The 26,241-nt window shown below is 30.5% G+C and carries 20 protein-coding genes and 1 pseudogene; 5 read left to right on the top strand and 16 right to left on the bottom strand.

From position 1 onward, the window contains the following. Window positions 1-281 precede the first annotated feature (281 nt). The 8 genes from A7L45_RS07935 to A7L45_RS07900 form a co-directional block, all read right to left on the bottom strand. Window positions 282-1,331: a hypothetical protein gene (locus A7L45_RS07935; protein WP_071612275.1), complete on the bottom strand. Its 1,050-nt coding sequence runs from the start codon at window positions 1,329-1,331 to the stop codon at window positions 282-284. Next, the gene (locus tag A7L45_RS07930; protein WP_151553323.1) at window positions 1,324-4,542 is read right to left on the bottom strand and encodes a type I restriction endonuclease subunit R; all 3,219 of its coding nucleotides are present in this window, start codon (window positions 4,540-4,542) and stop codon (window positions 1,324-1,326) included. Before A7L45_RS07930 ends, A7L45_RS07935 begins: the two co-directional genes overlap by 8 nt. A gap of 26 nt (window positions 4,543-4,568) precedes the next feature. Next, a complete protein-coding gene (locus A7L45_RS07925) occupies window positions 4,569-5,840 on the bottom strand; it encodes a restriction endonuclease subunit S (RefSeq protein ID WP_071612274.1) in 1,272 nt (423 codons plus the stop codon). Beyond that, entirely contained in the window at window positions 5,830-7,362 is a 1,533-nt protein-coding gene (locus A7L45_RS07920; RefSeq protein ID WP_071612273.1) for a type I restriction-modification system subunit M, read from the bottom strand. The genes A7L45_RS07925 and A7L45_RS07920 overlap by 11 nt, the downstream gene beginning before the upstream one ends. Before the next feature lie 67 nt (window positions 7,363-7,429). Further along, window positions 7,430-7,639 carry a hypothetical protein gene (locus tag A7L45_RS23485; RefSeq protein ID WP_207647764.1) on the bottom strand — a complete coding sequence of 70 codons (210 nt, stop codon included), beginning with the start codon at window positions 7,637-7,639 and terminating at the stop codon, window positions 7,430-7,432. Between the two features lie 1,176 nt (window positions 7,640-8,815). Then, complete coding sequence (locus A7L45_RS07910) at window positions 8,816-10,225, bottom strand: hypothetical protein (RefSeq protein WP_071612272.1); 1,410 nt, start codon at window positions 10,223-10,225, stop codon at window positions 8,816-8,818. 102 nt (window positions 10,226-10,327) lie between these two features. Next, window positions 10,328-11,830: an MBL fold metallo-hydrolase gene (locus A7L45_RS07905; protein ID WP_224616718.1), complete on the bottom strand. Its 1,503-nt coding sequence runs from the start codon at window positions 11,828-11,830 to the stop codon at window positions 10,328-10,330. Between the two features lie 579 nt (window positions 11,831-12,409). Beyond that, window positions 12,410-13,459: a recombinase family protein gene (locus tag A7L45_RS07900; RefSeq protein WP_071612271.1), complete on the bottom strand. Its 1,050-nt coding sequence runs from the start codon at window positions 13,457-13,459 to the stop codon at window positions 12,410-12,412. Here A7L45_RS07900 and A7L45_RS24265 point away from each other — a divergent pair. The 4 genes from A7L45_RS24265 (at window position 13,351) to A7L45_RS07885 (ending at window position 15,250) form a co-directional block, all read left to right on the top strand. Then, window positions 13,351-13,632 carry a tyrosine-type recombinase/integrase gene (locus tag A7L45_RS24265; protein ID WP_420912639.1) on the top strand — a complete coding sequence of 94 codons (282 nt, stop codon included), beginning with the start codon at window positions 13,351-13,353 and terminating at the stop codon, window positions 13,630-13,632. The genes A7L45_RS07900 and A7L45_RS24265 overlap by 109 nt on opposite strands. Window positions 13,633-13,637: 5 nt before the next feature. After that, window positions 13,638-14,015: a tyrosine-type recombinase/integrase gene (locus tag A7L45_RS07890; RefSeq protein ID WP_169829579.1), complete on the top strand. Its 378-nt coding sequence runs from the start codon at window positions 13,638-13,640 to the stop codon at window positions 14,013-14,015. A gap of 72 nt (window positions 14,016-14,087) precedes the next feature. Next, entirely contained in the window at window positions 14,088-14,273 is a 186-nt protein-coding gene (locus A7L45_RS23480; RefSeq protein ID WP_170288009.1) for a site-specific integrase, read from the top strand. Next, window positions 14,270-15,250 carry a tyrosine-type recombinase/integrase gene (locus A7L45_RS07885; RefSeq protein WP_071612269.1) on the top strand — a complete coding sequence of 327 codons (981 nt, stop codon included), beginning with the start codon at window positions 14,270-14,272 and terminating at the stop codon, window positions 15,248-15,250. Before A7L45_RS23480 ends, A7L45_RS07885 begins: the two co-directional genes overlap by 4 nt. Window positions 15,251-15,339: 89 nt before the next feature. Here the strand turns inward: A7L45_RS07885 and A7L45_RS07880 are convergent. Continuing rightward, a pseudogene (locus A7L45_RS07880) lies at window positions 15,340-16,179 on the bottom strand (IS66 family transposase); the annotation flags it as partial. A 67-nt stretch (window positions 16,180-16,246) separates the two neighbouring features. Here A7L45_RS07880 and A7L45_RS24260 point away from each other — a divergent pair. After that, window positions 16,247-17,808, top strand: a protein-coding gene (locus tag A7L45_RS24260; protein ID WP_396022434.1) for an IS3 family transposase whose coding sequence is annotated in 2 segments (ribosomal slippage) — window positions 16,247-16,904 and window positions 16,904-17,808 — 1,563 coding nt in all. Because the reading frame shifts where the segments join, the coding sequence is not laid out codon by codon here. A gap of 235 nt (window positions 17,809-18,043) precedes the next feature. Here the strand turns inward: A7L45_RS24260 and tnpB are convergent. The 7 genes from tnpB to A7L45_RS07840 form a co-directional block, all read right to left on the bottom strand. Then, entirely contained in the window at window positions 18,044-18,415 is a 372-nt protein-coding gene (gene tnpB, locus A7L45_RS07865; RefSeq protein ID WP_071612267.1) for an IS66 family insertion sequence element accessory protein TnpB, read from the bottom strand. Between the two features lie 122 nt (window positions 18,416-18,537). After that, window positions 18,538-18,747 (bottom strand): IS66 family insertion sequence element accessory protein TnpA, encoded by a 210-nt coding sequence (tnpA, locus tag A7L45_RS23740; RefSeq protein WP_224616721.1) that lies wholly within the window; start codon window positions 18,745-18,747, stop codon window positions 18,538-18,540. Between the two features lie 649 nt (window positions 18,748-19,396). Beyond that, window positions 19,397-20,455, bottom strand: a complete 1,059-nt coding sequence (locus A7L45_RS07855; protein WP_071612266.1) for a zinc ribbon-containing protein — start codon at window positions 20,453-20,455, stop codon at window positions 19,397-19,399. A 140-nt stretch (window positions 20,456-20,595) separates the two neighbouring features. Beyond that, complete coding sequence (locus A7L45_RS07850; RefSeq protein ID WP_071612265.1) at window positions 20,596-21,513, bottom strand: toll/interleukin-1 receptor domain-containing protein; 918 nt, start codon at window positions 21,511-21,513, stop codon at window positions 20,596-20,598. 551 nt (window positions 21,514-22,064) lie between these two features. Then, on the bottom strand, window positions 22,065-22,238 hold the full coding sequence (locus tag A7L45_RS23155) for a hypothetical protein (RefSeq protein WP_169829577.1): 174 nt from the start codon (window positions 22,236-22,238) through the stop codon (window positions 22,065-22,067). A 45-nt stretch (window positions 22,239-22,283) separates the two neighbouring features. Continuing rightward, a complete protein-coding gene (locus A7L45_RS07845) occupies window positions 22,284-22,508 on the bottom strand; it encodes a hypothetical protein (RefSeq protein ID WP_071612264.1) in 225 nt (74 codons plus the stop codon). 892 nt (window positions 22,509-23,400) lie between these two features. Continuing rightward, complete coding sequence (locus A7L45_RS07840; RefSeq protein ID WP_236900473.1) at window positions 23,401-26,241, bottom strand: amidohydrolase family protein; 2,841 nt, start codon at window positions 26,239-26,241, stop codon at window positions 23,401-23,403.

Raw genomic sequence — 26,241 nt, 5'->3', positions numbered from 1 at the left:
CTTCAAATTTGTAGAAAAAAGTAAAAATACCCACCAAGCACAATCTTTTAGCTCAACGAGTATCTATCTTTTTTTTCAGAATACTGTGGTATTTGTGGAATATATATTTTCAATTATTGAACTTCCCCCTATAGAAGGAAATACTGATTGCAATACAGCAAACCCAAGTTGCAGATTCTGATATAACCCCTACAGTTTGTTTAATTTCAAATTTTATATCTGCCATACCCATCTATCCTCTCTATTAAAACAATAATTATAAATTCATTGTTTTGTAATCACTATGCATTAATAATACTAGTAACATCATTTCTTTCTATATCAAAAGTCCCTTTTAATTCATCAAATTTTATTTCTGATTTAGTTTTTGAATGTTCAAAAATAAAATTACCTCCAGATAATCTTTTAAAAGTACAAATTATAGAATCATGTCCTTCATATTCAGTTTTGAAATGTAAGTAAGGTGTTAATTTAATAAATAAATCATCCCATCTCACAAATAGTATATCATTCCCAAATCGTAAAACGTTAGTTAAATTGTGATTATCCAATTTAAAAGCCGTAGTTTTTTGAACGGAAGAATCACCTTCATAAGCAGTACAAAGCACGTTATCATTTTCATATTTAATGAACTTAAGTATTTTACAATCCTTTAAAAACATTAAATCTGGTAGTATTGTATTCAATAAATCATATGCAAATTGAAACTTTGTCTCATACTGCTCACTAGACATTGTCCCTGAATGACTTACATCATTTCTTACTTGGTTTAGTTCAATTAGCGCGTCTAAAACATTGGAATTTAACTGCTTTGAATGGCAGTTATTATTTTCTAGATAGCTGCTTTCAATTAGTGATTGAAGTATTCTTATTTTAAGTTTAAATGTATCTGTAAAAAAATCCTTTGATTTAATTTTTTTATAATCAGGATTTTGAATATCATCTGTATTTCTATATTGTAAACCATTGATGTTGACTCTTCTAGATCTTAACTCACTAATAATTAAAAAGAACAAGAAATTTATAATTGATTCTGAACAGTCAATTATAAAATCCAACCGCTCTCTTGCAGCTATATTATTTCCATTGTAAAGTTTCCTAAAACTTACAGCAATATGAGAAGGAAACTCTGAATAAATAGTACTAACATTTTCTTGAAACATAGTACTTTTATATTCCTCATAAGCTCCTTTATATGCTATCTCATCCATCGTATATAATATTTGACTTGGCTTGAATTTAATTCCTTGTATGTCTATTAAACCTTCCTCATCAACATATGCATTAAATGGTTCTAAATCATCATAACTCAAATTTGCATTTTCACTCATTGTTATCACCAACTAACTGCGCTTCGCTACTACACATTAATTCTACTTGCTTCATAACAACCTTAAGAGCTTCTTTTGCTTGTTCTGGTGGATAATCATATTTTTTAAGAAGTCTTCTAATTATTGTTCGCATAGTGGCTTGTGACTGTGTTCTTACATTAAAATCTATTGTAATATTTCTTCTAATTGCATCTGTAAGTTGTTGAGCTATTTTTTTAAGTGTATCATCATCCATTAGTTCTCTTACTATTTCTTCTTTAGATAATGCGTAATAAAACGCTATCTCCTCTTTATTTAATCCAAGTTTTTTTTCTTCTTGATGCATTACTTTTATTTCTTTAGCCATACGAATGAGTTCTTCAATTACTTCTGCATTTGTAATTGCCTGATTTCTATATTTATTCAGTGCCCTTTTTAATTTTTCCGAAAATAGTTCAGATTTAACTAAATTGCTTCTTTCCATAGTCTTAATCTCACCTTCAAGAAGTTTCTTAAGCATTTCAAGGGCAAGATTTTTCGTTTTTAGTGATTTAACCTCTTCTAAAAATTCTTCTGATAAAATAGATATATCCGGTCTTGTCATTCCCATTGCTTCAAATACATCGATAACTTCTTCTGAAATAATCGTTCTTTCTAACATTTGATTAATTCTTTGTTCTATTTTTGTTCTAGAAAAAGGGGTCTCCCCTTTTATATCTAATTTAACCAAACTTGCTTTCACTGACTTAAAATAGCTGACTTCAAGCGCAATAGCTTTGCCGTCTTCAGAAGCAGCACATAATCCATGCGCTTTCCCTAACTCTGTTGCAAATTGTTTGAAATCCTTTTGTTCTTTTTCATTTTTAGATAATACAAAATCCATTCCAGCCGTAATAGCTCTAATACGTTTTACTTGGGATTTCCCCATATAATCTGAGTAATCTAACCCATGAAACATTCCTCTTAATACTTCAAGTTTTTCAAGCATAATAGCAATTGCTGCTGATGTATCTATACCAGTACCTTTCTTATCGCTATCTGTATATTCATTAAGTGCTCTTTTTAAACTCTCTAATATACCGATGTAGTCAACTACTACACCGCCTTCTTTATCTTTAAAAACACGATTAACTCTTGCTATAGCCTGCATTAAGTTGTGTCCTTTCATAGGCTTATCAATATACATGGTATGCATTGATGGTACGTCAAAACCAGTAAGCCACATATCACGCACAATAACAATTTTTAATTCATCATTATTATCTTTCATACGATTAGCTAGGGTATCTCTTCTTTGTTTGCCAGCTACGTGCTTTTGAATTTTCTCTTTATCAGCTGCACTACCTGTCATAACAACTTTTATTTTTCCTTTATCCAGATCCTCACTATGCCAATCAGGTCTTATGGCCGTAATTGCATCATATAAATCCACACAAATCTTTCTACTCATACAAACAACCATAGCCTTACCATCCATAACCTCTGCCTTAGTTTCATAATGATTCACAAGATCTTCTGCTAATTTTTTTATACGATTTGGGGATCCCACAATAGCTTCAATACAAGACCATTTCGCTTTATTTTTCTCCTTATCAAACTCTTCTTGTCCTTCAGTAATTTCTTCAAATTCATCATCTATCTCTTTTAAAATATCTTCATCTGCCTCAAGTTTAATGATCCTATTTTCATAATATATCTTAACCGTCGCCTTATCTTCAACAGCTCTTGTCATATCATATATATCTATGTAATCCCCAAATACTGCTGGTGTGGACTTGTCCTCGAATTCAATAGGTATACCCGTAAATCCAATATAAGATGCATTAGGTAGAGCATCCCTCATATACTTTGCATAACCAAATTTTATATCACCTGTTTTCATATCCGTTTTAGCATCTAATCCATACTGACTTCTATGGGCTTCATCAGCGATAATAATCACATTTTTTCTAGCCGTCAAAACTGGCATTTCGCCTGCTTTTGGCTTAAACTTTTGAATAGTTGTAAAAATAATGCCCCCAGATTCTCTCTCATTTAAAAGATCATAAAGCCCATTAACTTCTTTTGAATTATCCTTTGTCTGGGCTAACTTTTGTTCTACTGTAAGTTTTCTAATATTAGCTTGTTTTGGTTCTTGTCGAAGTATTTCTTTTGATTTAACAAAAGTTGTATAGAGCTGATCATCTAAATCATTTCTATCAGTAATGACAATTATAGTCGGATTATTCAATTCTTTTACAAGCCTTGCCGTATAAAATACCATTGAAAAGCTTTTACCTGAACCTTGAGTGTGCCAAATAACCCCTATTTTCCGGTCTCCTTTTTCAGCAATTGCTAATTTGGTTTTTTGTACGGCTTTTTCAACAGCAAAATATTGCTGGTAAGCTGCGAAAATTTTAATGACTGTTTTCTTATCTCCTATTTTTTCACCTTTTTTATTATAATCATCCGATTTAGATTCTTGAAAAAGAATGAAGTTAAAAACAATATCTAATATTCTTGTCTTTACTAGAATTCCTCTAAATAGAGTTTCATACTGAGGCATTGTTAAAGGTGCAATATTCACCCCATCTTCACTTCTCCAATTCATATAACGCTCAAGATTAGATGTAAGTGTTCCTGCTTTAGCATTGATACCATCCGAAATGATACAAAAAGCATTGTAATTAAATAAACTTTCAATATCTTTTTTATAAGTTTGTATCTGATTATAAGCACTCTCTATTCCAACATTTTCATCTGATGATGATTTTAATTCAACTATAACAAGTGGTAACCCGTTGATAAACAAAATAATGTCAGGTCTTCTATTTTCATTACCTTCTATGGCCAATTGGTTCACCACTAAAAAATTATTATTACTTTTATCTTCAAAATCTATAATAAAAACTCTCTTGGTTCTAATAAGTTCTTTCTCTTTAAAAGAAACTTCTATTCCCTCTGTAAGTAATCTATGCAAATAGTGATTATTTTCAACTAAAGAAGGACTATTAAAAGTAATCAATTGTCTAAATGCATCTTCAAGAGCCTCTATTGGAATGTCTTTATTAATTCTATAAAGTGCTTCTCTTACCCTATTTTCAAGAATAACATCTTTATAGTCATTACGTTCTAACGACTCTCCATCATGGTCAATATCTGGCCCAAATTTATGCTCATATCCAAGTTCGCTTAAAATCTCTATGGCAGCTTCTTCAAGTAGATCCTCTGTGAATGTTTGTAATAATCTCAATGGCATATCCCCCTTTTTTGTAACCATTAATTATCTATCATTATTCTTGTCTCACCTGACATAAGTCTAGAGAGAAGAGCATCTCTAATATTTTTTAATATTTCATTTTCTTTCAAAAAAAGAGCTTTTTCATCATACAAGGATTTTACTATTATATTGTAATTTTCCTGCAAGTCTAATTGTGGTAAGGCCATTTTTAATTCTCTCACTTTAGAAATATTAAGCATCAACATGCCTGTGAATCCTGTAATAAGATTATCAACTATACCTTTATAAGCAGAGGTTATAAGCAATTGATATACATATGAATCTTTTGCAATTTCGTTATTAGGTCTTATAATAGTTATGTGTTGGTCCACAACGATATTCTGTTCACCTTCAACATAAAAATGTATCCTGCCTAAAGTTCCTTGCCCCAATGAATTTAATAAAATATCATATTTCCTTGCATATTTATTTTCAGGTATTTCGATATCTTCCCTTAAATATTTAAAGTATTGTTTTTCTAAAAATTCTCCTTTATTTACTTTTTGATTTAAATTTTTGATCTTTCCTTTTTCAATATACTTCGAAGTAAACCCTCTTACTATCTCATCACACGATTCTTCAAGTGATTTAACTTCCCATGCCTTAGGAATCATCCCAAGTTCACTTGCAACCATTTCACCACCGCTAGATTTATAAGGCTCTCCATTCTCGTTAGGGAATTCGAAATCTACAAACCATTGTTTGAAGATGCCCTGTGCCATAACTTCAAGCGTTTTATTAATTTGATTGTTAACTTCAACTTTTTTATCTAGGGTTGAGAGTATGTGTACAATGGCTTTTTGTTCATTAAGTGGAGGCAGTACTACCTCAATTATTTCTCCAAGCCTAACTCTAGATAATTCAGTTTGTCCAGTTGAACCTTCTGCTAATCTCTCAATATTTGACTGTTGCATAAATAAATTGTACCCCAGAAATCTAGGATCAACAATATTATTTGGACGAACTATAGTAACATGAGAATCAACAGTTATAGGCTGATTTATTTCCTTAATTTGAGCTACTCTACCAAGTGTCCCAACTCCAGTGGAATTTATTAAAATATCATATCTATTTAGATATTTATGATCCGGAATTTTTTTCTTTTTTACATCAGTTAACCTTCCTAGACTTAAATCAACTCTATTATCTCTGATGCATTTTTGATTAATTACAATTACTCCTTCTTCTTCAGTATATGAAGGGGTTACTCCTCTAGTAATTACCTCACTTATATTACATAACCTTTCTTTTTTAAATTGGCTAAAACTCATATCCAAGACCCCCTAGATTCTTTCTAATCTCTTCTTCTAAATGCCCTGACTTTGCAAATAATTCAGCCAGTTCTACAGTCATATTTTCCATCTTATCCTCAAATGGAATTCCATCATCTTCAACTTCTTCTATCCCAACATACCTTCCAGGAATTAAGACATATTCATATTCTTTTACCTTATCTAATTTCGCTGAATTACATAAGCCTTTTACATCTTCATAATTTCCGTCAATATTTCTCCAATTATGGTATATCTCTGAGACTTTATTTATATCTTCATTAGATAACTCTCTATGTCTTCTATCGATCATTTCTCCAAGTTGCCTTGCATCTATAAACAAAATTTCACTTCCACGGTTTCTGCGTTTTTTATCACCTTTTTTATTTCTATTTAAAATCCATAATGATACTGGAATTCCTGTAGAATAGAACAGCTTATCTGGCATAGTTACTATACAATCTACTAAATCGGCTTCAAGCAAATTCTTTCTAATTTCACCTTCGTTTGAAGTGTTCGAACTTAATGAACCGTTTGCAAGGACAATCCCAGCTACACCATTTGGTGATAAGTGATAAATTATATGTTGAAGCCACGCATAGTTAGCGTTTCCAGCTGGGGGAATACCATAAGCCCATCGCACATCATCAGTTAATTGTTCACCACCCCAATCGCTTATATTAAACGGTGGATTTGCTAAAATATAATCTGCTTTCAGGTTTTTATGTAGGTCATTGTGGAATGTATCATCATGACTTGCACCTATATTACATTCAAGTCCACGAATAGCTAAATTCATTTTACAAAGTTTCCATGTAGTTGCATTGAGTTCTTGTCCATAAATAGCAATATCTGTTAACTTGCCTTGATTTTCTTCAACAAACTTTTCACTTTGAACAAACATACCACCAGAACCACAACAAGGGTCATATACACGACCTCTAAAAGGTTCTATCATGCCTACAAGTGTTTTAACTACTGATGTAGGAGTATAAAACTCGCCGCCACCTTTTCCTTCAGCATCTGCAAATTTTCCTAAGAAATATTCGTATACACGTCCAATCAAATCAGTTTCTTTATTATTATTATTATTATTATGCATTTGAATTTTTGAAATCTCATCAATTAGTTCGCCAAGTCTTCTTTTATCAATCTCTGGTCTTGCATATCTCTTTTCTAATACATTTTTAAGAGTTTTATTTTCTTTTTCTATTAATATCATGGCGTCATCAATTATTTGACCAATTTTAGTATCTTTAGCTTTGTTTTTTATAAAGATCCATCTGGCTTCTTTGGGCACCCAAAAGATATTTTCAGCCAAATATTCATCCAGTTCTTCTTCAAAACCTTCTCCCTCAGCAACGAGGTCATTATATTTTGTTTCAAATTTATCTGATATATACCTAAGGAATATTAATCCTAGTACCACATGCTTATATTCAGCTGCATCCATACTCCCTCTTAGTTTATCTGCTGCTTTCCACAGCATTTCTTCAAATCCAATATTTGCTGTACTTTCCATTTTACCGCTCTCCTTCTTAATAATTATGATCATCTAGCACTTCAAAAAGTGCTGACTCAAACCCTCCTTAGCCTTCCTCTATTGTAATATCTCCACGTAAAACATTTAAATAGTGTACTAAACCTTGAAGTATTTTGTGTAGCATTATTTCTGCTACTGCTTGTTCAAGAAGTTCAACAATAATTCTATAACTGCCTATAAAATCATGTTTATCAACCAATTGTAAATAATCTTTGAATCTTTGAGTAAGTCCAGCTTTTACAATGGTTCTTTCCATTATATTTATTTCTTCTTATCATAAACTGGTCCTTCTTTAAAGTTTCGAGCTCCATTGTTTAAAATATTTTTATGAATTTTGATGGTAGGTGTAAGTCTCTATTTAATTTTTTTCTGTATTTTTACTTTTTCTATTTCATCAAATTCTTTAGGCACCAACATTAAATATTTCTTCAAGAACAGGTAAATATTTTTTAGGAATATTTCGTTTTCCTTTCATCCACATATTTATGTTTTGTTTTTTTATTTATAACCTCTGAACCAATTCTATATGTTGCATATTATAAAGTTCAAGAATGTATTCTAAACCTACCAATTCCATCACTACCCTTTAGAGTTCCTATTTATTGTCTTAGTCAATTGTATTATTCTAACTCATAAAATTGTCTTAGTCAATTAGCGTTTTGGTGTTTTCTTACAATAAGAAATTACAATATTTTATATCAAGATTGAACTTTATATATCAATAATACTTATCTGTTCTATGCCAACACACTTTGAAAATATTCCTTACTAAATTGCCTGACACTTTAATAAGATTACAATTATATTAACTAATTAATTGCACCAGTATAAACCAACACAATCACAATTATACTACTCATACTCTATTTTTCTACAAATCAAAATAACCTATTTCCAAATTTTGAGGGGGCGTTTTCTCCACTTTCCTATACAATCTTGCAATACCTATACTTTAACGCAAAACACCATCAAATTCTAATCCCTAGGATGACCCCCTAAATTGAAAATCCCCCCAAACTCTCGCCTGAGGGAACATAAAACACACTTCAATTTCTACCAAAACTCTAAACCCTTTGGTACCAGCCTATTTACTCTCTATCCTCGAAACGCACTCAACGTGCCTTGATTGCTTAAAAGAAATATAAATTACCACGTTATTCAGTTATATTCGTTTTGTACACTCCGTGGGTTGAGACAAGCCATCTGCTATATTGAGTTACATCAATTCTCACATTTCCCATGGTACCTTGAGTAGATAAAAATGATACCACAAGAACCTCATGGAGCCTTTGCAGAAGTATATTTTAGAAAGAAACTATGCAAATTTTAGAAACTCATCAAAAACACATAATATATAGTTGTTTAACAAAGAATATAAGCACTATATATTGTGTACTGGAAACAGATTCCTGCTTATTGTGGTTTAATCATATCATTGTAATATATTTAATCTTATCCAATTAATAATAACTTTTCTTAACTCATTCCTTGCCCTTAAAAATATATCTCTCATTTTAAAAAAGTCATTATCAAAACATAGATTAAAATTACAATCATATTCAAAAAAATGAGATTCCCCAGAATGAAAATGTCCAGATCTAATTTTCCCATATATGTATTTTATAAATTTGTCATCAAAATCACTTGTTAAAGAATATTTTTTGCAAAACCTAGTGAACTTATCCATATCACTATTAACTTCTTTAAGGTAGCTCTCTGTGTTTTCTGATTTTGATAACGCTTCGATAGACGCGATAAAATACGATATCATAGCTGTGGGATTATTTGCACCTCCACAGTGGGCATAATTATAAAGTTTACACGCATTGTAGAAGTAATTATATTGTTTATCATGTTCTTTTTCAAAAATAACCACTTTTCTAAAAAAGCTACAGTGTTCGGAAACAATTTCTGGGGATGAATTATAAAAAATTATTTCATTACTTATAGATTCACGTTTGTATTGTTTTTTTTGCTTTTTAAATTCTCTATCTTTAAAAATTCTTTCTAATACTTCATTATATGATGTCTGAGTGATAACAACATTATTCGCACTTATATTTAAATAATTATTTAGAACCATTTCTCCCTTTTCATTAATTGCTATTAAGCCATTCATATTATCAAAAACTAATAGGTTTAATTCAGTATCATCAATCCCATTGCTTCCAATAGTTCCTGAGAAATTATACTTATTATAATCTGTTTTTTCATCCAATAATAAGATGTTTTCTTTTGTTGTGTATGGTTCAATTCCCAAATCTAATAATACAGATAGTAAAGATATAAATTCTAAAAACAAATTATACGCCATAGATCGTGCAGCTGACAAATTATATGAATTAACTTCAATATCACAATATAAAACCTGTTCTTTAGGGCATACAGTTACATCATCTACGTTATATACTGAATCCCTATTTTGAACAGTATAAGAAATCAAATTTATGTTATTTTTCCACTTAAATGTATCGTTTAAATCAAGAGGTTTATTAAGATAATATCTACCATAAACTCTAATAACATATCTATTCTCTCCCCCAAATAATATTTTCATTATATCTGCAAATATTCTATCTAATAGCCCATCTACTTCGTAAATAGAATCCTCTTCATTAACATCAACAGTAAGCTCAATCTGTGCTTGTATTTCTTTCATACTAAAACTACATGATATAGATATTTCCTTGTCTCTAAGCTTGTCGGTATATAAATATTGATAAGTCAAATCATCATTTACACTACAAATTGCATTCTTTTTTTCAAAATAGCCTTTTATTACATCTATATCTTGGATAACATTATTGCTTTTAAAATCATTACTTATCTTTTTACGAATCACTTTATCACCCCTTAGTTTTTAACTATCATAAATAAGATTCTAACTGAGTATTACACCTTCTTTATACTAATTCACAACAAAAAATATAAAGAAATTACATAACTATTTTAAATTACATCGGATATGTCTATGACCTAATGTTGTGTTAATTTCATAACCAATATTAGACAACTCTCGTATATGTTGCTTATTAGGATGTCCATAATTATTTGCCACTCCATATGACAAAATTGCTTTTTTATTAGATGCTGCTTTAGCTAGAGGTATTTTGCTCATCTTAGAACAATGATGAGAGGCTAATAAATACTCATATTCTTCTTCCCAAATATCACTAGGCATAATACTGTATTCACAATCTCCTGACAGAAGAAGTTTCTTCTTATTTCTAAAAGTCATAATTAATCCGAAATTATTAGCTTCGTTAATATTATAAGGTTCTTTTGCTCCATTTATCCCGTTAGCATTTTGTCTGCTCCCAGTCCATATACACATATTTTCATTTTTACTACTATATATACAGCTATTTGTCCAACTTTCATCAATAATAAATAATTTTCCAGCATTTTTGAAATCCAAATATTTTAATAGTCGTTTTGCTGAATCAGAAACATATTTGAATTTTAAAACGCCTTTTCTTTTATATGTATATTTCATTAATCCCCATAGATCAGGAACTATCCACACAGCATCATAAATACTATTGTTAGCATAAGCTACTCCTAATATATGATCCATATCCCAATGTGATAATATAACAATCTCTGGATTTATTTTATTAAATTCCTTAATAGCTGCTTTCGTTTCAGATTGATTTCGTTCTAATCCAGACTTTGTTAATCCAATATCAAAAAATACATGTTTTTCCCCCTTCAATTCTATGGAAACATTGTTTCCTTGTCCTACATTATAGATTATTGCATTTTTAGGTTCAAATGACATTTTCAAACTATCTATTGCATCCTTAAGAATATTTTTTCTAGATTCATTAACAGGGTTAGTTACACATTTATAAATGCTATCATCAAGTATAGGCATAAACTTAGGATCAATCTTAGAAGAATTATGTACAACCACTAATTTCCCTGATTTTTCTTCAATGGGACTAGCACTAAATAGAACATTACCATCAACAACAGCTATCATATTATCATAATTAGATTCTTCTGAGAAGTCTAAAAAACATGTAAAATATCCATAATCACTTTTTCTATAATATAAAAGTAATTTTTTTAAATCACTCCAAGATTCGCAATAACCAGAGAACTCATAAAAATAAGGTTTATAAGTATTATTTTTATTTTTTTCATTAGATTCACTGAAAATACTATCTAATTCAACCACACCTTCATTTATCAGCGAAAAGTTTAACTCAAAAGGGAAAAATGGTATATCTGAAATAATATCTTCAACTAAATCAATTAAGTATTCAAGTTCACCTGATTCCATAATCATATCTATACCTGATTGAAATGCTTCAAATAACAAATCATTGGGTAAATGTAATGATAATTCTTCAAACCAACTACTGTCAATATAAAGCTTGGCAAATATTCTTCTGTTGTCGTCAGCAAACGGCTGTATTTTTTCCATTATATAATTCCCCACTAAATATCCCCCTTTTATAACAAACTTTCACATTCCTATGCTGTTTATGTCTTAGCTCTATGTCTCTCACCTATAATATTAAGAATCTTAGGTATAAAAATTCTACTTACAAATTAATTACTTTACCATTATTATACTTCATTTGATTCCAAGTTTCTACATATACGGACTATAATCAAGACTTCAACATTTTATATCCCACGTTTCGCACCCTTGACCTGAAACCGTTGAAATTACATGCTAGTGTAAAATTATTTAAAATTTCAATGTGCCTTTAACTTCTTATAGAATCAAGATTTCGCAATTGAGGGTACGAGATGTGTGTTATATATCTTTTGTATAACAATCTTAAAGTCAGCTATCTTTCTTCAGTAATCTTTTTTTGATAAAGCAGCATATTATTTATTATATTTTTATATATTAAGCTTTTTAAAGTACTATATCTCCACCTACATCTCAATACCACTCTCAAATACAAAATTAAAATGCTTAGGTGATTTTATAATTACCTTATTTGTTAAGGCTACAGACAATCCAACATCAAACTCTGTATGAAGTTCGTTGCCCCTTACAGATACTTTATATTTTTTCTTCCACCCTCATCCCATTCTTCAACACAAAAACAAAATGCGTTGGCTGAAGAATTTCTATCTTCTCAACCAACGCATTAAATATATTTTCATCAAATTCTGAGAGTAAGCCTTCCTGCTCATTTATAACTTTTATGATTTCAATTACTCTCTGCTTATATTGCTCAATACTCAAATTACCTTTTTCGGACTTACCCTTCTCCTGTCTTAACTTTTCAAGTTCACCTGAAAGTCTTACATATTCTTCATTATAAACTTCTTCATCCATTTGCCCTTTAATTTGAAGTTTTACAAGCCCCTTTAATTCTTCTTTAGAAGCTTCAATCTCATTTTCAATTATAATTAAATCAGTATTCTCGGCTCTTTGAGATAGTTCCTTCTCTATATTTTTACTTAGCGTTCCAATAAATCCTTCATTATCAACTTTAAGTCTATTGAATACATCTATAAAAGCTTTTTCTAATATTTTTTCGTCAACAGACTTTGCAGTACAAACATCCTTACCTTTCTGTATATAAGTTTTACATTGCCATACTATTTTCTTTGAAGAATTTGTACTGTTCCAAGTTCTTCTTCTAAATATACTTCCGCAGTCTCCACAAATTATCTTACTACTAAAAGGATATTTACTAGAGTATTTCTTTCTATCCCCTACAAGATTTCCCACCATTAAAGCCCTGCGTTCCTTTTCATTTTGAACCCTTTCAAATACTTCTTTTGAAATTATAGCTTCATGATTATCTTCTATTCTATATTGAGCATCTATCCCATTATTTTTAACTCCTTTATGTGATAAATAATATATAGTTACAGTTTTTTGCTGTAGAATAGTCCCACAATATTTTTCATTTGTTAGCATTCCAGTAATCGTAGAATCCCACCACTTATTATTTCCTGTAATAATTGGTATTCCATCCCTTACAAGTCCATCTGCTATTTTTTGATAACTCTTACCTTGGAGATATTCGTTATAGATTCTCCTTACTAGCTCAGCTTCCTTTTCATAGTTTAAGAAGAAGCTTTGGAAGCTGGATGGCAAAAGAAGGAGTACCGATTACAACCATTGCGCAAATGCTTGGGCATTGCTTAAACAAAAACATTTCAAAACAAATACGACTCATAATTACGCTATTTCACAAATTAGAAAATTCACAAAGTATCAGGCTGCCATTGGAAAAGATACTTTTGTTCCTGGTGAAGAGTATTCTGTAAAAGGGGTGCACTATACACCATACATTTTTACAGATGCCGAATTACAGAAGCTATTTGAAGCTTTTGATACGCTACATCCACATTTCAAATCGCCTGAAAGAGAATTTATTGTTCCAGTTCTATTTAGGATGATGTATTGCTGTGGAATGCGTCCATCAGAGCCCCTTAAACTTCTATTTGAGGATGTAAATTTGCAAACAGGAGAAATCTATATAAGGCAGTCAAAGAGAAAAAAAGACAGAAGGATTCTAATGTCTAAGGACCTGATAAGTCTTTGTTGCAGATATGATTCTTTTAAGAAACCAAGAACATATTTCTTCGAAAAGTCTGATGGAAGTAGCTTCCCAACATATTGGATGAGAAACCAGTTTCGGATTTGCTGACGCAACAGCGGCCTTGTAAAACACGGTAATCCTAGGCCATACTATTTTCGTAACAATTATGCTACAAGAACAATGATGCGTTGGATTAATGAAGGCAAAGATGTTATGGCTATGGTTTCATATCTTAGTGCATATATGGGGCATACAAAATTCACCTCGGCATTGCATTACATACATTTTTTACCAGAAAGGTTAGCAAAAAGTTCCGGCGTTGACTGGGAAAGATTTTCTTGTATCTATCCGGAGGTTGTTTTATGAAGAAAATTAAGGACCCAGAGTTATTTAAAAAAATTAAATCTTTTCTTACACTATACCTTCCTAAAATAAGAGCAAAAAGTCCTAATACAGTTAATTCTTATAGAGATACTTTAAACCTTTTTATTCTCTTTTTAAAATGCAAAAAAAGTATCGCCCTTTATGAGTTAAGAACAGAAGACTTTAATGTGAATAATATACTTGAATTTTTAGATTGGTTAAAATCCGATAGGATAAATAGTTATACAACAAGAAATCTACGACTAATAAGCATACGAGCATTCTGTAAATATCTTATTGGTGAAAATATAATAGCATATGAAACTTATGCAAAGATTCAACAAATAGAGAAAACACCAGTTCCTGAGAGATTTATAAGTGGTATGCTTTCCGTAGATGATGTAAAGCTTATTTTAGAACTCCCTAATATTTTAAAAATATCAGGTGTAAGAGATCAGTTTTATATAGCACTTCTTTACGACAGTGGTTGTCGCAATCAAGAAATGTTAGATTTAAAGTTTGGCGATGTACAGATTCAAGGTGAAACTGGCTGTATAAATATTGTTGGAAAAGGAAGAAAGTTTATAGTAATACCTATTTCTAAAGAAGTAATTGCTATGTTTAAAAGGTACTCATCCATATTTCATCAGGAAAAAGACAATAAAAAATTTCTATTCTATATAACAAGATGTGGTATTTATTTTCAAATGTCAGCAGATAATGTAGCAAGATTCCTGAATGTATATGAAAATTTAGCTAAAGCTAAAAATCCACAGATTCCACATTTGCATCCACATCTTTTTCGCCAGGTTAGAGCAATGCATCTGTATCAAGCAGGAATGCCACTACCCCTTGTAAGTCAATGGCTTGGACATTCTCAACTTGAAACATCGTTGATTAATTCTAATAACTCTAATTTACAAATGAGATATTTAAATATCAAGATGACGAGGAAATTATTAAGAAGCTTTATGGATTAACTTGAAGAAATGCCGACATTTATTATATTTATGTACTGGAGGTGTTGCAAGAACTATTGTTCCAGTGCAAAATATAAAATGTCGGCATAATCACTTACGTGATAACTACGAAAACCTTCAAGGAACTTCTTTGCATGATCACCTGAACGGCTACTAGTATATTTATATAAAATTATGGGAGGACCTTCACAGTTGCCACTTCTATGTATCCAAATGTAAGATTTGCTTGATGCCTTTTTTCCATCCTCGTGATTTACCTGCCAGCTTGTTTCATCACTCATGATAACACTGCATTTTAGCAATTGCTCGTGCATCTTCTCATATATAGGATTCAGCCAATATTCAGAGCTGCGTATTACCCAGTTTGCAGTCATGTCCCTCTTAAGCTCAACGCCCATTCTTTTAAAGTCTTTTTCCTGGCGATACAGCGGTACTGACATCATATACTTTTTATACATTACCCATGCCACACATGAAGGCGACGCGAAAGAGTGCATTAGCACAGTTGCTGGTACAGGTGCGCAAATTATTGAATCATATGGATTAGTATCATTTTTTCCACAATCAACACATTTATATACATATTGGACGTAGTCCTTCATTATTAGTTTTGCTGGAATATATTCCATTTCAGATCTTACTTTTTTCTTTTCAATTATATCAAGCTCACTGCCGCAGATTCCACACATAGATTCTTCGGAATTAAGTATACATTCAATTACCTCATGTGGCAGTGCTTTAATCAATTTTTCTCTGTCACCTTTTGTCCTTATAGGTCTCTTATGTTCTTTAATATTTATAACTTTATTTTCAGTTTCATCAAAAATTCCATCAATTAGTTCACCAAAAAGGAAACATTGCCCATATATCGGAGGTGTTTTCTCACTTGATGCTTCAAACCGCTGTTTTGCTGCATGTAACACCGCTTTGATATGCTCCCAATAAAGTAGACAGATTAAATAATAAAAATCTGTTACTAGAAAGGGGAGTATTTTTATGTCTAGAAGAACTAAATATACAACAGAAGAAAAGTATGTAATTTTAAATGAGTATGATAATGGAATTGGAACAATGAAGGAGATTGCTAAAAAATATAAGATTAATAGAGTAACTTTATATAATTGGAGATACAACTATAGTAAATATGGAATAGATAGATTAAAAGAATCGGAATCATTCAAAAGATATTCAAAGGAGCTAAAGAAACTGGCTGTAAAAGACTACTTATCAGGAGAATTTTCACAGAGAGAAGTTGTAAATAAATATAAAATATCGAACATATCGGTACTTCAAAGATGGACAAAGAAGTATAATGATCATAGAGAAATAAAGGCAACACCGAAGGGAATGAGCCAATCTATGACAAATGGAAGAGTTACTTCTTTGAAAGAAAGAATTGAAATTGTATATTATTGTATTGCTCAAAATAACGACTATAAGCAAACTGCTGATGCTTATAACGTATCCTACGAGCAAGTATATCAGTGGGTTAAGAAATATGAAGGCGGTAGTGAAAATGCATTAAAGGATAGGCGAGGCAGAAAAAAGCCTGAAGAGGAACTAACTCTTGAGGATAGAGCAAAACTTTCAATGAAGAAATTAAAAGTAGAAAATGAGAGATTGAGGGCGGAAAATGCTTTTCTAAAAAAATTGGAGGAACTCGAAAGGAGTCATACTTAAGGCATACAAGGCAATTGGACAAGTATATTATAATTTCACAACTTCATAAAAAAGAAAAATTTTCTATCTCTTTGTTATGTAAATTAGCAATGATTCCACGGTCTTCATACTATAAGTGGTTAACGCATGAAGGATCTGTTTTAGAGTCTGAAAATAAGATATTGATGAAAGAAATTATTAAGATTTATAATAAAGTAAATGGAATTTACGGTTATAGAAGAATAACCATGAACTTGAATAGGAAGCTAAAGAAAAATTATAACTATAAACGTATTTATAGACTTATGAGGCTCTCAGGGTTACAAGCTGTTATCCGTAGAAAAAAGAAACGTTACGTCAAATCTAATCCACAGCAAGTTACAGAGAACATTTTGAATCGAAAATTCACCGCTGATAAATTAAATCAAAAGTGGCTTACAGATGTTACTGAATTCAAGTACGGTAATTCCAGTAAAGCCTATCTAAGTGCCATATTGGATCTATATGACAACTCTATTGTAGGATATGTATTTGGACATTCTAACAATAACCGCCTTGTGTTTAAAAATTTAGATATAGTCCTAAATGCCTCTCCTGGCGAAAGCCCAATGATTCATAGTGATCGAGGTTACCAATATACCTCCAATGAATTTAAGGAAAAACTGGATGCTGCAGGAATGACACAAAGTATGTCACGAGTTGGAAAATGTATCGACAACGGTCCTATGGAAGGCTTTTGGGGCATTCTTAAGTGTGAAGAGTACTACTTACACAAATATAGTTCATATGATGAACTCTCTAATGCAATTGATAAATACCTTACTTTCTACAATACTAAAAGATTACAGAAAAAGTTAAACAGCCTTAGTCCTCTGGAATTTAGGGCGTTAGCCGTCTGAGTAATTTTTATTATTTCGACTGTCTACTTGACAGGGAGCAGTTCACTTGAGTGAGAACTTCAACATTACGTTCCAGTAAATCCACCTTTTCCTGCAGCGTTCTATTTTCATTTTCGAGTTGTCTAATACATTGATCTTTTTCATTTAAAAACTGCATTTTAAAGGCTCCCTTCTGGTTAATCTACTACTTATATTATACCAGAAGAACGCCTATTTCACTAGCTTTAGGCTGATATTAAAAGCTCATATTTTCAGTATTAATGTTTTCTCTATGTACCTTTTTTTGATCAATTTGTAGCCCCTCCAAAAGCCATTCCATTTGACGTTTTGTTATATCTCTTATTTCCCCTTGATTTTTTGGCCACTGAAATTTCATATCATCAGAAAGAAATTTTGTAACTAGAATAAAGCCATTTCGATCCCAGCGTAATGCCCTGAGTGAATTATGTCGTTTATTACAAAATAAGAAAACACTTTTACAGGAGTAAGGATCAAGTTTGAATTTCAATGAAACCAATGCAGAAAGTCCATTGTGTTGTTTACGGGAATCTGTTGCACCAAGCGCAATATAGATATGTTCAGCCTCATCGGCTATATGCTTTATCATAGTTCATTCAGGACTTTCATTAGTCCTGCTAAAGGAGTCTGATTGAAATTGCTTGGAATTGTTACCTGTATACTCTTGAAAAATATCTGAAAATCATCCAACTTATCTGAAGCTAGTATTGCCTAATCGGCATTTGAAATGATTGGAGTGATTTCAGCAAATGTCATTTCGTTATTCGGATTTTGCTTTTTACTTATTTTATGATTCCAATAATGATATTTACCTTTACTAATTTCATTGTATTTACACCATTTTGAAACTGACATTCCGCTTTTAGTTCTTTCATTAATTATTTGCTCCCAGAGAAGCTGATCTTCAGCTGTGGATCTCAAAATAAAACCTCCCATCGACTACTTTATAAAAGTATATCAAATGGGAGGTTAATTTACATTACGGTGTTTGTTCCATCGCTTACTTGTATAAATTTAATAAATAAAAAAAGAAGGCTTGATATGCGCCTTCTCCATGCTTGTTTGAAATTCGGTTAAATTTAGAACCTCTTACTTCCTTCAATTCCACCATTTGCTTTATAGTATGTACTTACAGTTATCATATATAAAATTAACCTTCATCGATTTGAGTCATCTTAAAACATTAGTTTACCTTATAATATTGAGTGATGTTTTTTATTTATATCACCTAATAAGCATAATCCAATCACTACGTTCCACTTTAACAATGTAATCAGGTATACATCTTGGAGCTTTTCAACCCAAATTCTTCTACTCTAAATTCATATCGAATGTCTCATTTTGCCAAGCTACCGCTTCACTCCCTTATTTTAGGTGTCTGTCCAGACCCCATAGTAATGTAACTGGAAATCACCTTCCTTTCTAAAAAATGCTATCCCGAATTTTTACTCATAATAATACATTTCAACTGTAGTTTTGTTAAGAAGTCGGGATAATAATAAAGTGGGAATAAGTGGTGTGAGGTCGCTAAACAAATTAATTATTAAGCGCCTACTCGATTATTCATTTACTACAAGTATAAATCACTGTTTATTTTTATATTTATGTTAACCCTATATTGAGTAGACCTACACTTAGGACATGGTGGTAAATTATCAGTAGTATCCTCTAAAAAAATTGCTTGTCCACATTTAGTACAATTATAAGTACCTTTTCCGGGTTTTTCACCAGTTTTATAAATTATCTGACTTATAGGTCTATCCATATTATTCGAGAACTTGCTAACATTACACAAAGCTTTTATTGTTTTAATATATTCTATATATATATCCATCCAATCCATTTCATCAACTTTCAAACCAAACTGAACTAAAATATTATTTTTAAGCTCTACAATTCGAAATTCATCATCCAAAACAACTCCCATTTGTTTTGGGTCTATTACGCCTTTAGAAAATTTAGGATTACTATATTCGAAATCGGGTACAGCCATAATTGTACATTGGCTTTGAGCAACCCATGCTGCACCCATCTCGTTTAAACAAGCAACACTTTCATAATAATTGTCTGACAATAAATATAGAATATAGACACCATCTTTGATTTGTTTTTTTAAATAGTCAAAAATATTTGTATTCAGTGGTATACCATACTGTGGATCACTGGTAAACACTATTTGATTCCTTTTTAATCCTAGGCCTCTTAGTAATTTAACAATTGCCCTGCCAAAATGTGCATCTACTGAAGAATGACTTATAAAAATCTTACTCACATTTTTAATTTGTGGCATTGAATTAACATTGCCTACTAATGCCTCCTTATCTTTCGATTTTTTTCCTGTTACTGATATAGTATTATATAATTCTAAATCCTCTATGATAACATTTATTAGGTTTTTGAGGCTCCCACAACCATTTTCCCAAGCATCTAATTGACCCAGTCTAGAAAAATCAATTCTTATAACATCAATTATATATGTACTTGAAAACCCGAAGCATCTTTTAATATACATTTGTAGCTTTCTAACAATTTCATCTATCTTTATTTTATCATTATACTCAATAGAATCTATAGATGTTATTAATCCATTTAACAGTTTAACATATCCGTCATATTCAATACTTAACATAAAATAATTTCTCCTTCATATTTATTAAATCTACTAATAATTTATTATACATCAGTAGTATAATCTAACAAAACTTTTTGTTCATATGTAGTACAAATATAAGTACCTTTTCTGAGCTCTTCACCAGTTTTATGAATTATCTAAATCAATTCATTTATATGTAAATTACTTATTGTTGTATTATATTCTTTTAAATAATCAATCCAATCCATTTCATCAACTTTTAAACCAAATTGTGCTAAAATATTATCTCGAAACTCTAAAATACGAAACTGGTCATCCAAAATAAACCCTATTTGTTTTGGGTCTATTGCTCCTTTAGATAATTTGGGATTACTAAATTGAAAACCTGGTACGGCTACAATTGTATATTGATTTTGAACAACCCACGCTGCACCCATCTCATTTAAACAAGCAATACTTTCATAATAATTATCCGACAACAAATAGAGGATATATACCCCATCTGTGATTTGTTTCTTTAAATAGTCAAAAATATTCAAATCCAGTGGTATACCATATTTAACTTCACTGGTAAACACTATTTGAACTTTTTTTAGTCCCAAATTTCTTAATAATTTAACAATTGCGCTACCAAAAGGAGCATCCGATGAAGAATGACTTATAAAAATTTTACTCACATTCTTAGATGGTGAGTACAGGTTATCTTTACTTAATATTACACTAGTGTCATTCAAATTGTTTTCCTCTTTTTCAAGAGCTATATATGAAATTTTTTCTAGTTTATTTTTATTTTTTAAACCATTTACTATAGATTGAACTTTTTTGCAATTATCATCCTCTTTAGAGTCTTCTTTATATACATCTAAAAAAATCTGTAGTAATTCTGCAACTACATAATCATCTTGTTCATTACAAAATTTACGAACTATCTTTGCAGAAGACAATTCATAATATGCGGTAGTATTTAAATCAACATCGCTAACATCAGCTATACATTCTTTTACTTCATCCTTGCTTAAAGTAAGCACGTACCCAGAACCCATTCCAAGCAAGTTTTCTATAGCCCTTTTTTTTCTGAAATCTAAGTTACTCATATTCTGCATTCTCCTAATAATTTATTATTTATTAAATCTACACAAATTATAATTTGTATTGGACATAAAAAACAAGAAAGTTTTATATGTTCTTATTAAGCACCTTATATTTTATTATAGGTCAAAAAATAACTAAAAGTTATGATTAATTTCACATATCTTTGATTTATTGCTTTATTTTTCACATTTTCTTAATTTTTTTAACCAATGTCCAAAAGTTTTTCTGACATGCACAACCTAATTTGTACAACCTTTAGTATTACATTTGTATATTCCTGCTGCTGTATCTGGATTACTCAGAAAATCCCACCCTTTTTTTACTTATTATAGTATATTAATAAAGTCCAGACATATTGAATGCAGGAATAATTAAATATGCTATAATTAATGGTAATTGTGTTACTTTCACTTGTTCCTCAAAGCTGTATTCTTAATCCACCTTATTAAATTCTATAGTATTTGCTCTATTTAGTATTTTTTTACTAAAAGGGAATGTAGTCTCGTCCATATTTACAGTTCTAATTATATATAGGTTCTGTGGAATATAAACATCACCGTATTTCTTTTCCAAACTGAGCTCTACTTAATAATCTTTGAGTGATAATTTCATCATCTTTAATATTTCTTGTTTCCATGGATGATAAAACATCGCTGAAATAATACTCCACCTTTGCCAAGTTCATTTCATCAAGACATGTGAAATAAGGTTTATCTATATTCTTCATGTCCTCGTATGCGGCCTCAATAATAATACCTGGAACAAAATTATTTTAAATATTTCTGTAGCCTAGTAAATCTATTACATCTGAACAATCTGTTCTAACAGGAATTAGCTGAAATCTTTTGTTATCTCTATTAGCGCCAACTACCTGTGCAAATAGCTCTACTATTTTACTCTTTCCAGTGTCTGAAATCCCTGAGAGAATAACAAATGGTTTAGTTTTTAAACTCATGTGAAAATAAGTAATTAGATCTTTTGTATAATAAAATTCCATGATTGTTATATAGTTATGAATGTATGTAACTTCTGCATTAATATTATTTATCGAATTAAATCCATTATCTATTTCATCTTCTATACTTTCTTCATCCTCTAATTCCTCATTTTCAGGTTTACTATTTGATTTTGGAATTAGATCAAGTATAAAAGTATTTATTTTATCACACTTATAAAAATCTATGTATTCCTGATATTCCTCTGATATTGTTGTAGGTTTCTTATCATTCTCTTTTTCATATTGAACAATATAATCATAACCTATTTCTAGTTTTTCTTTTAATATCTCAAGTAAAGCTTTATTACTGTATCTAAGCTATTCTTTTAGGTAATATTTATATAATTTCATTTGTGCTTCCAAAATTAATTTTAATAAAGTTAATCTTTCGAAGGTATATTTATATACTTACACTATTGACTATTAATCTCGTCTTGCTCGTCATCCCCTTTTTTTTGTAAACCACTTATAATAGTATTTTTTTACTTGTATTAATAACTGTTACATCTTCAAGTTCATCTAATTTATTTATAAACTGCTTTTTCTAGTGCATCAAAACTTATTCATCCTTATTCAGTTCATTTTCATTCATAATGTGTATGGTAATTTTACCAATTGTCTATACCTGTAGTTTGGCATTTTTTATCAGAAAAGATTATTCTTTTAACTTACAATTATTGTTACATCCAGAGTTTGTATAGTAAATTAGAAGGTTATGTTCGGTATTTAGCTCCTTATCTAAATCTGTTGCATACTTCATCGCCAGTAAACTCTTTTTTTAAAGTATTCTTTATATTCTACTACGTCTATTATTTCAAGTAAAATAATATAATAGTATCTGGATTTCCTCTGATGTTTGAAAATTACCACATAAATCCTTTACCTTAAAATGCTAGTTCTTTAATTTATTAATAATTCCCTTGATTTCTTCAATTCGCTCCTCTGTTCTTAATCCTCTATCATCTATAAAACTTGATTCCATACCATATTTTCTAACTTTATCAATCCATAAGAGAGCAACCTCCCTAGAGTATCCTTTTTCTTGTAAGGAATAAAAAACATAGGCAAACTCATTGCTTACATTCGTATTAAATACAGAAGGGTCATCAGAATTTATACTAATCATGACTGAATTCTCAGGATTTTCATCTTTATTCATCCCTACATGATTTAGATTATGTATATAATGATGAAATATACTTTCAATTTCTCCAATAGCAACATTAGAAGAAGGATTTGTTTCGACAATAATACCTTCTCTACTTACTTTACTAGCAACTATTTTTTGTACATGCTTCATCATTTCTAAATCTTGCAACTTAATTTCTATCTGTACGGGTTCTAACATTCTTTCTATATAACATTTGCAATGTTGTGCGTGTGTAAGCTTCTCTTCATTCCATATTCTCGTTTCAGTATTTTGAACTACACTACAAAATAAATGGTTATGACATTCCTGTTTACTCCACTTATCATCATAACAATCCAAAAATCTTTGTAAAACCTTAAATACCTTAAATTTATTTCTATATGCTTTCCAAAGAGCATATGTATTAATGCCTTCCATTTGAATATATATCTTTTCAGCAAATTTCATTATTTCCTGCTGTAGATACCCCATATCAAAACATGTCGAATACTTACCATCCTTATATAATCCCCATATCCATAAGAGATTCTCTAGATATTCCCCTCTAGGTAGTATTACTATTTTGTTGTTTAGAACCCATTTATCTACATCCAAACCCAATGCAATACCGTGTCCAATTCTGTCACCTGCATGAAATTTGAAGTGCTCAACTACTTCATCTACTCTTCTTATGCCTGTCACCAAATGTCTGAAGTCTTCTCCTACATGAAAAGTAAATCCAAGATTCTTTATTCTAGGTAATCTACTTGAATTACTATATATCATTTTATGTGTTTTACTATCTCTTGCCTCATCATAAATAGGTGCAAATACCCATGGTTCTGTATTATTTTCTATGCTTGCTGCATCAATTCCTAAAATATATTCTGACAATCCTACAAATTTTTCACGTATTTCATTTATTGCTTGAACTTGTCGTCTATATTGATCCTGCAAATCTCTAAAATAAAGTTCCGTAGCTTCTTTACCGCCATATCTTATCCAACACTTTTCATGTCCATTTTCATCTGGTACTTTAAGCATATGAAATACCAAGCCTACTATTGGGACTTCTTTGTAAATTTTTTCCCCACTTTTAGTATCTTCTGTTAAAACATAATCTTCCTCTATGATATCCAAGTATGCCTGAAAAAAATTTGTAATAGTTTTTTTAATTGAACCTGTAATTTCTTCTTTACTCCCACCTCCACCTGGCGAAGCTCTAAGTTCAAGTTTCTTTAAATGCAAATTTTGCATTTGATTTTTCATTATTAATTTCCAATATTCTTTATCAGTATATCCTTTAATATTTTTTGTTGATGACCGTTTATAATAGCTCTGAAAATTTATCAGCCCTCTAACTAAATTACCCTGTACCTTTAATTGAAACACTTCGTTTTTTATTCTTATATACTGCCAAAATATTTTACTAAAAAAACAATCTTGGTCATTTTCTTCAATATATCTCATGCTCTTAAATAAAAATATATTTTCTGTAGCTGTATTCACTGTCCTTACACCAAGTAACTGATTTAAAATATCCTTTTCAATGATATTTTTTTCTAAATCTTCTCCTTGCTTTATTCCTAGCTTCTCTTTCAACCTATCCCATAAATCAAAAAATCTGTATTTTTCCTTAATAATTTCTTTTCCCTGTTCTATGTCTCTTACCAATTCAAATATAGCTCTATCTTGAATACTTTTCTTTGTATGACTTTTACCTTGATTGCTATCAGCCATTTCTGACTCTACGCTATTAAACTTATACATCATATACATTAAAAATTTCAGTTTAGAGTCGTCTTCATGATATGATTTAAGATAATTTAAGAATTCATAATCATGACTACTTTCATTATCTATAATGAAAGTAGTCATGATTACTCTTACAATCGCCATCGATATTACATAATATTCCAAGCCGTAGCTTTTACCAATAACCTCATCAATAAATAATTCCTCTTTATAACTTTTATAAGTTTTATTTGTTAATGTCATAAGGTATTGCCAACTTATATAAAAATTAATAGCCGCTCCCTTATGTATATGGGTCTCTGCGACACCCTTTTTTAAAACTTGCTCAAGCTGTAAATCCTCAATCATGATACTAGAATAGTATCCATTTAGATAAACCTCATCTTTCATTCCATTGTCGAGGAGATATTTTACGACCAACAAATCAGTCGTAAATATTCTATTTAATGAGTTCCAAAGCGCAATTTTATTAATTCCTTTGTAGGGTCCTATAAAATCTTCTTCTCCTGAACTCTCCCAATACTTTAATGCAATTCTCCCATTTCTGTGGGATATAAATGACTTTGTAATCTTAGAAAGTAAATTTAAATAGTATTCTGTTATATTGTTATGACTATTATTCAATTCTACTTTAGGATAAAACTTATCAAATAACAAAATTATTTCATCTAGATTTTCTACCCTTTGCTTTTTATGTATTATATTATACATACATTTTAAAAGGCTGTCATTAAAATATTCTCTATACTCTTTAATTACTATTTTTTTAGATAATTTTTCAATATGATCCACCCTATAAAACTCATATTCTGTAAAAGGTAAGATACATACTTTCAAAGTTAAATCCAT

The organism is Clostridium estertheticum subsp. estertheticum (assembly GCF_001877035.1).
Lineage (GTDB): Bacteria > Bacillota > Clostridia > Clostridiales > Clostridiaceae > Clostridium_AD > Clostridium_AD estertheticum.
The sequence above is the reverse complement of the archived record's forward strand: the minus strand, read 5'-3'. Positions and strand labels throughout refer to the sequence as shown.